Origin of the sequence: Streptomyces bugieae (assembly GCF_036352915.1) — a bacterium.
Lineage (GTDB): Bacteria > Actinomycetota > Actinomycetes > Streptomycetales > Streptomycetaceae > Streptomyces > Streptomyces endophytica.
In genome coordinates this window covers 1-457 of the sequence record NZ_JAZBJP010000153.1, presented here as the reverse complement: position 1 = coordinate 457, position 457 = coordinate 1, and the positions used below count along the sequence as shown (strand labels likewise).

The window sequence follows — 457 nt, the reverse complement described above, 5'->3', positions numbered from 1 at the left end:
GCCGGGCCCGCGCCCGGGGGGGCATGGTGTCCGGTCAGAACGAGGCGATGACCCGGTCCGCGAGGATGTAGACGTTCTCCTCGCCGCAGGAGAAGGTCAGGGCGTAGGCGCCCGAGACGCCCGAACCGCCCAGCAGCACCGGCTGCCGGCCCGCCCGCAGCGCGTCCGCGAGCCGTTCGGCCGTCTCACGGTGGCCGGGGGTCATACAGAGCGTGGTGCCGTCGGCGAACACGTACACATCGAGCGTCCCCAGCGGGCCCGGCCGCACGTCGGTGAGCTCGGTGGCCAGGTCGGCCAGCTCCTCCAGCCGGCTCACGGTGCGCTCGTGGTCGGTGACCACCGGCGTCTGTACGGGGACGAAGTCCGGGTGCGAGGGGTGGCGGCGGCGGGCCGCGGCCAGCTCGGGGGAGTCCTCGGGGAACTCCGCGATCTCCGGCAGCTCCGGAAGGTCGGTGAA

General features: G+C 74.0%; 1 pseudogene. It reads right to left on the bottom strand.

The features are described 5' to 3' along the window. Window positions 1-34 precede the first annotated feature (34 nt). Window positions 35-457, bottom strand: a pseudogene (locus tag V2J85_RS40650) (hypothetical protein); the annotation flags it as partial.